Raw genomic sequence first — 6,212 nt, 5'->3', positions numbered from 1 at the left:
ACGACACCGGCCAGGCCGACTGGCTGAACAGCGCCGGCATACCCCTCGTACGAGGACACGGCCGGCTCGCCGGAGAGCGCCGGGTGGAGGTGACCGGGGCCGACGGCACGGTCCGCACCCTGCGGGCCCGGCTCGCGGTCGTCCTCTGCCCCGGCACGCAGCCCGCGCTGCCGCCGGTCGAAGGGCTCGACCGGATCGGTGTGTGGACCAACCGGCAGGCCACCACGTCCGATGCGGTGCCCGCGAGGCTCGTCGTCATCGGCGGAGGGGTCGTGGCCTGCGAGATGGCCACCGCGTGGCGCTCTCTCGGCTCCTCCGTCACCCTGCTCGTCCGCGACCAGGCCCTGTTGACCGGCTGGGAGCCGTGCGCCGGCGAAGAGGTCACCAGGGGGCTCACCGGCCTGGGCGTCACGATCCGCTTCGGGGTCTCGGCCACGCGGGTCACCCGTGACGAGACCACCCGTAGCGTGACCGTGGAGACCGACGACGGAGCCGCCTTCGTCTGCGACGAGGTACTTGCCGCCACCGGCCGCCGGCCGCGCACTTCGGACCTGGGCCTGGAGACCGTCGGCCTGCCGGTCGGCGACTGGCTCCCGGTCGACGACACCTGCCGCGTCACCGCCCTCGACGGGGACTGGCTCTACGCGGTCGGCGACGTGAACCACCGCGCGCCGCTGACCCACATGGCCAAGTACCAGGCCCGCGCCTGCGCCGCTGCGATCGCCGAGCGCGCCGCCGGCCGTCCTGCCGACACCGGCCGCCGGCGGGCATGGCGCGCGGAGGCCGACCACTTCGCAGTCCCCCAGGCGGTCTTCACCCACCCCGAGGTCGCGTGCGTCGGTCTCACCGAACGCGCGGCACGCGAAGCGGGAGTCGCGGTCCGCGCGGTGGAGTACCGCATCGACGACGTCGCCGGAGCCGCGCTGTACGCGGACGACTACCGCGGCCACGCCAAGCTCGTCGTCGACGAGAACCGCGAAGTCGTCGTCGGCTGCACCCTCACCGGCCCGATGGCGACCGAACTCATCCACACGGCCACCGTCGCCATTGTGGGAGAAGTCCCGCTCGAGCGTCTGTGGCACGCCGTCCCGGCCTTCCCGACGGTCAGCGAGGTCTGGCTGCGCCTCCTGGAGTCGTACGGCCTCTCAGAAGACCGCCGCACCGCACCGACACAAGCATCCGGCGAACCCGTTGTGGGCGCTGATCACCACCGCTGACCAGCACGTCCCGCCGGCCGCCGAACGGTGCACGGCACGGCGCGCGGCTCCCACACCACGGAGGTGGACGCGTTGCACGCCGTGGCCGTCCCGGCCGTGGTCACCGACGTGATCATCGACGCCATGCGCGCCACCCACTGAGCAGCACCCACTCGTAGGACCCACGAAGGAGAACCTCTCATGCCGAACACACCGATACTCGAACCCGCTGCCCAGGCCTTCGCCGACGCCACCGCACAGCCGCCGTTCCTGTACGAGATCCCCGTGGAGGACGGCCGCAAGGCCGTGGACGGTGTCCAGAGCGGTGAAGGCGTCGTGCTGCCCGCCGTCGACGAGGAATGGGTCACCGTCCACGGCGGCCCGACCGGCGACGTCCGCGCCCGGATCGTCCGCCCCCGCGGCGCTACCGGCCCGCTCCCCGTCATCCTCTACATCCACGGCGCCGGCTGGGTCTTCGGCAACGCCCACACCCACGATCGGCTCGTCCGCGAACTCGCCGTCGGCACTCGGGCGGCCGTCGTCTTCCCCGACTACGACCTCTCGCCCGAGGCGCGCTACCCCGTCGCCATCGAGCAGAACTACAGCGTCGCCCAGTGGATCGCCCGCGAGGGACACCACAAGGACCTCGACGGCACCCGGATCGCCGTCGCGGGCGACTCGGTCGGCGGGAACATGACCGCCGCCCTCACTCTCATGGCCAAGCAGCGCGGCGACGTCCGCATCGCCCACCAGGTCCTCTTCTACCCCGTGACCGACGCGGGCTTCGACACCGACTCGTACCACGCCTTCGGCGAGGGCTACTTCCTGCGCCGTGACGCCATGAAGTGGTTCTGGGACCAGTACACGACCGAAGAGGCCGAGCGCGCTCAGATCACCGCGTCACCGCTGCGTGCCTCCACCGAGCAGCTGACCGGCCTGCCGCCGGCCCTGGTCATCACCGCGGAGGCCGACGTCCTGCGCGACGAGGGCGAGGCGTACGCGGCGAAGCTCCGCGCCGCCGGCGTCCCCGTCACCGCCCTGCGCGTCCAGGGAGCCATCCACGACTTCGTCATGCTGAACGCGCTGCGCGAGACGCAGGCCGCGGAACTCGCCATCGGCCTCGCCACCGACGCCCTCCGCAAGGCCCTCGCATGACCGGGCCGTCGACGCACGGACGCTCGGCACACGGGCCGTCGGCAAGCATGCCGGTGGCGGGCCTCGTCCCCGGCCCGCGGCGGGAACACGAGCACGTCGACCTCCTCGTCCGCAACGCCAAGGTCTTCACCGGTGACCCCGACCGCCCCGAGGCCCGTGCCGTCGCGATCCGCGACGGCCGGGTCGCGGCCCTGGGCGACGACCACGACCTGGCCCATCTCGTCGGGCCGGGAACGAAGGTCGTCGACGCGCTGGGCCGCCGGGTGATCCCCGGCCTCAACGACTCGCACCTGCACGTCATCAGGGGCGGCCTGAACTACGTCCTGGAACTGCGCTGGGACGGCGTACGAAGCCTCCGCCACGCCCTCGCGATGCTGCGCGAGCAGGCCGGCCGCACCCCGAAGGGGCAGTGGATCCGGGTCGTGGGCGGCTGGACCGCCGAGCAGTTCGCCGAGCGGAGGATGCCGACCGTCGCCGAGCTCAACGCCGCCGCCCCCGACACCCCGGTCTTCGTCCTGCACCTGTACCAGTCGGCCCTGATGAACCGGGCCGCGGTCCAGGCGGCCGGGTTCACTCGCGACACCCCGGATCCCCGCGGCGGGCAGATCGTACGGGGCCGGGACGGCGAACCCAACGGCGTCCTCCTCGCGGCGCCGGGCGCGCTCATCCTGTACTCGACACTGGCCAAGGCGCCGGCCCTCGACGAGGCCGACAAGCGCACGTCGACCCGTCACTTCCTGCGTGAGCTGAACCGCTTCGGACTGACCTCGGCGGTCGACGCCGCCGGCGGTTTCCAGAACTTCCCCGACAACTACGCCACCGTCGTCGACCTCGCGAGGTCGGGGGAGCTGTCCCTGCGGATCGCCTACCACCTGTTCCCGCAGACGGCCGGTCAGGAGCTCGCCGACCTCAAGCGCTGGACGGAGATGGTGAAGCCCGGTGACGGGGACGAGTGGCTGCGGCTCAACGGCGCGGGCGAGAACCTGACCTGGGCCGCGGCCGACTTCGAGAACTTCTCCGAACCCCGGCCCGAACTCGCCGCGGGGTACGAGGCCGAGTTCGAGAGCGCCGTACGGCTCCTGATGGAGAACGGCTGGGGCTTCCGGCTCCACGCCACCTACGACGAGACGATCCGCCGCGACCTGGCCGTCTTCGAGAAACTCGCCGCGGAAGGGCTCTTCCCCGGCGACAACCGCTGGCTCTTCGACCACGCGGAGACCGTCTCGGCCGACAGCCTGGACCGGATCGCCGCCCTCGGCGGTGCCCTCTCCGTCCAGAACCGCATGTCCTTCCAGGGCACCGCCTTCCGCGACCGTTACGGCGCCGAGGCCGCCGCCCACACGCCGCCGGTCCGGGCCATGCTCGACCGGGGCCTGACCGTCGCCGCCGGCACGGACGCCACCCGCGTCTCCTCGTACAACCCGTGGGTCGCGCTCCACTGGCTGGTCACCGGGCGCACCGTCGGAGGCACGGCCCTCAGTCCGGCCGGGAACCTGATCGACCGGGAGACCGCCCTCGGCCTCTACACCCGCGGCGGGGCGGAGCTCACCGGCGAGCAGGACGTCAAGGGAATCCTCCGCGAGGGCTTCTACGGCGACCTCGCGATCCTGTCCGACGACTACCTCACCGTGCCCGAGGTCGTCATCCCCGACATCGAATCCGTACTCACCGTCGTCGGCGGCCGGATCGTCCACGCCTCCGCCGAGTACGAGGGTCTCGACGAGCCCGTCCCGCCGGTGAGCCCGGATTGGAGCCCCGTGGCCCACTTCGGCGGCTACCAGAGCGGTGCGCGTCAGGCGTCGCTGGTGGCCGAGGCCGTCGCCGAGTCCGAGCAGCACCGCCGGTGGCGCGTCGCCCGCGGCTCCGTTCGCGACACGACGCCGTCCTTCGTCGACCCCTGCTTCGAGCACTGAAAGAGAGATCCACCCGATGACCGCAGCCTCCCCCGCCGCCGACAGCGGCGACACCCCGGCGGCCTCGCCGGACGCTCTCCCGGGACGACGTTTCGAACCGGACCTCCGGTCGATGACACGCATCAACCTGCGCCCCATCGCCTCACCCATGCCGCTCGGCTTCTTCGCGGTGGCCATAGCCTCCGTGATGACAGGCTGCCTGCAGCTCGGGATCTTCGACGAGACGGCCCGCAGCGCCGTCGCCTTCACGGTGCTGCCGGCCTTCGTCCTCCAACTCCTGGTGAGCATCCTGGCTTTCGGCGCCCGTGACGTGATCGCGGCGACGCTGATGGCGGTGTTCGCCGGCAGCTGGCTGGCGTACGCGCTCGTCATGTTCAGCGGCGCGGCCGACGGCCTCGAGGTCCTTGGCGTGTTCAACCTGGCCCTCCTTTGTTTCGGGGCCTTGATGACTGCCGTGACGCGGCCCAAGCGCGCGCTGTGGTTCGTCCTCGCGGTCTCCCTGCCCCGCTGGGCGGCCACCGGCCTCGCGGGCATCACCGGCGCCGAATGGCTGACGCTCACGGCCGGTGCGCTCGGCCTCGTGGTGGCGCTCGTGGCGATGTACACGGCGTTCGCCCTGATGCTCGAGGACATGCGCAGCGAGCAGGTCCTGCCCATCGGCCGCAGCGGCCCCGCCCACATCGCCGTGGAAGGCGACCTGGGCGTCCAACTGCGCAACCTGGAACGCCAGGCGGGCGTGCGCCGCACGCTCTGACACCGGCCCCCACCCACCCCGTCGCACCACGACCGCACAGGAGCACCCATGGAACCGCAGGTGACGGCCCGGCCCGAGAAGTCCCGGTACGAGATCCTCGCCGGCGACGACGGCACCGAGACCGCGGGATTCGCCGAGTACCACCTCTCGGAGGGCGAGATCGCCTTCATCCACACGGAGATCGACAGCGGGTTCGCCGGCCGGGGCTTGGGCGGTCTCCTCGCCCGGGGAGCGCTCGACGACGCCCGGGCCCGTGGGCTGCGCGTCCTGCCGTACTGCCCATTCATCCGGGGCTGGATCGGCAAGCACCCCGAGTACACCGACCTGGTTCCCGAGGCAAGGCGCGCCCGCTTCGGCCTGTGAAGCACCGCGCATCCATCTCCCGCATCCCCAGACCCGTCCCCAGTTCACGCACCGAGGAGTTTTCGTATGTCCCGACACGCCCGCCCCACCGTCGTCCTGGTCCACGGCGCCTTCGCCGACGCCTCCAGCTTCGCCCGCGTCATCCCCGAACTGACCGCCGCCGGCCTGAAGGTGGTGGCTCCGGCGGTGCCCAACCGCAGCCTCGTCGACGACGCCGCGTACATCGCCTCGGTGATCCGCGCCGTCGAAGGCCCCGTGATCCTGGTCGGGCACTCCTACGGCGGCGCCGTCATCACCCTCGCCGGCACGGAGGACAACGTCCGCGCACTGGTCTACCTCGCGGGATATGCGCTGGAGGAGGGAGAGAGCCTGGGCGAGCTGCAGGGCCGCTTCCCCGACTCCGGTCTCGCCGACGCGCTCGTCTACACCCCGTTCCCGGTGGCCGGCTCCACGGAGACCGGTACAGACGTCTCGGTGGAGATCGAGAAGTTCCCCGCCCTCTTCGCGGCGGACGTCGACCCCGACCTCGCCGCGGTGCTCGCCGTCTCCCAGCGCCCCCTGGCGGCACGTGCCTTCTCGGAGGCGGCTCCCGTCGCGGCGTGGAAGAACAAGCCCTCGTGGGGCCTGGTCGCCACCTCCGACCGGACCATCAATCCCGAGGTGGAGCGCTACGGCTACGAGCGCGCCGGCATGACCACCGTCGAGGTCGACTCCTCGCACCTCGTCATGCTCTCCCAGCCGAAGGCCGTGGCCGAACTGATCCAGGACGCGGTCCGGTCCACCGCCCACTGACGTACAGCCAGACTTCGGGGCCGTGGGGGGGCCCCCCCC

At 72.0% G+C, this 6,212-nt stretch carries 6 protein-coding genes; all 6 read left to right on the top strand.

Translation table 11 applies throughout. The annotated features are described in order from the left end of the window. On the top strand, window positions 1-1,217 hold a 1,217-nt coding region (locus tag ACWGH4_RS29025), incomplete at its 5' end, for a dihydrolipoyl dehydrogenase family protein (protein WP_453466153.1). Window positions 1,218-1,397: 180 nt separating this feature from the next. Further along, window positions 1,398-2,351 (top strand): alpha/beta hydrolase, encoded by a 954-nt coding sequence (locus ACWGH4_RS29020; RefSeq protein WP_453466151.1) that lies wholly within the window; start codon window positions 1,398-1,400, stop codon window positions 2,349-2,351. Between the two features lie 47 nt (window positions 2,352-2,398). Continuing rightward, window positions 2,399-4,264: an amidohydrolase gene (locus ACWGH4_RS29015; protein WP_453466149.1), complete on the top strand. Its 1,866-nt coding sequence runs from the start codon at window positions 2,399-2,401 to the stop codon at window positions 4,262-4,264. A 16-nt stretch (window positions 4,265-4,280) separates the two neighbouring features. Further along, on the top strand, window positions 4,281-5,018 hold the full coding sequence (locus ACWGH4_RS29010; RefSeq protein WP_453466147.1) for a GPR1/FUN34/YaaH family transporter: 738 nt from the start codon (window positions 4,281-4,283) through the stop codon (window positions 5,016-5,018). A gap of 48 nt (window positions 5,019-5,066) precedes the next feature. Continuing rightward, window positions 5,067-5,381 carry a GNAT family N-acetyltransferase gene (locus ACWGH4_RS29005; protein ID WP_453466145.1) on the top strand — a complete coding sequence of 105 codons (315 nt, stop codon included), beginning with the start codon at window positions 5,067-5,069 and terminating at the stop codon, window positions 5,379-5,381. 66 nt (window positions 5,382-5,447) lie between these two features. Further along, entirely contained in the window at window positions 5,448-6,173 is a 726-nt protein-coding gene (locus ACWGH4_RS29000) for an alpha/beta fold hydrolase (RefSeq protein WP_453466143.1), read from the top strand. The last annotated feature ends 39 nt before the right edge of the window (window positions 6,174-6,212 follow it).

It is taken from the genome of Streptomyces sp. NPDC054847 (assembly GCF_053610925.1).
The sequence above is the reverse complement of the archived record's forward strand: the minus strand, read 5'-3'. Positions and strand labels throughout refer to the sequence as shown.

Excerpts from the sequence above, each read along its gene's own strand:
- ACWGH4_RS29020 (WP_453466151.1), top strand. The coding sequence starts at position 1,398 with ATGCCGAACACACCGATACTCGAACCCGCTGCCCAGGCCTTCGCCGAC.
- ACWGH4_RS29015 (WP_453466149.1), top strand. The coding sequence starts at position 2,399 with ATGCCGGTGGCGGGCCTCGTCCCCGGCCCGCGGCGGGAACACGAGCAC.
- ACWGH4_RS29010 (WP_453466147.1), top strand. The coding sequence starts at position 4,281 with ATGACCGCAGCCTCCCCCGCCGCCGACAGCGGCGACACCCCGGCGGCC.
- ACWGH4_RS29005 (WP_453466145.1), top strand. The coding sequence starts at position 5,067 with ATGGAACCGCAGGTGACGGCCCGGCCCGAGAAGTCCCGGTACGAGATC.
- ACWGH4_RS29000 (WP_453466143.1), top strand. The coding sequence starts at position 5,448 with ATGTCCCGACACGCCCGCCCCACCGTCGTCCTGGTCCACGGCGCCTTC.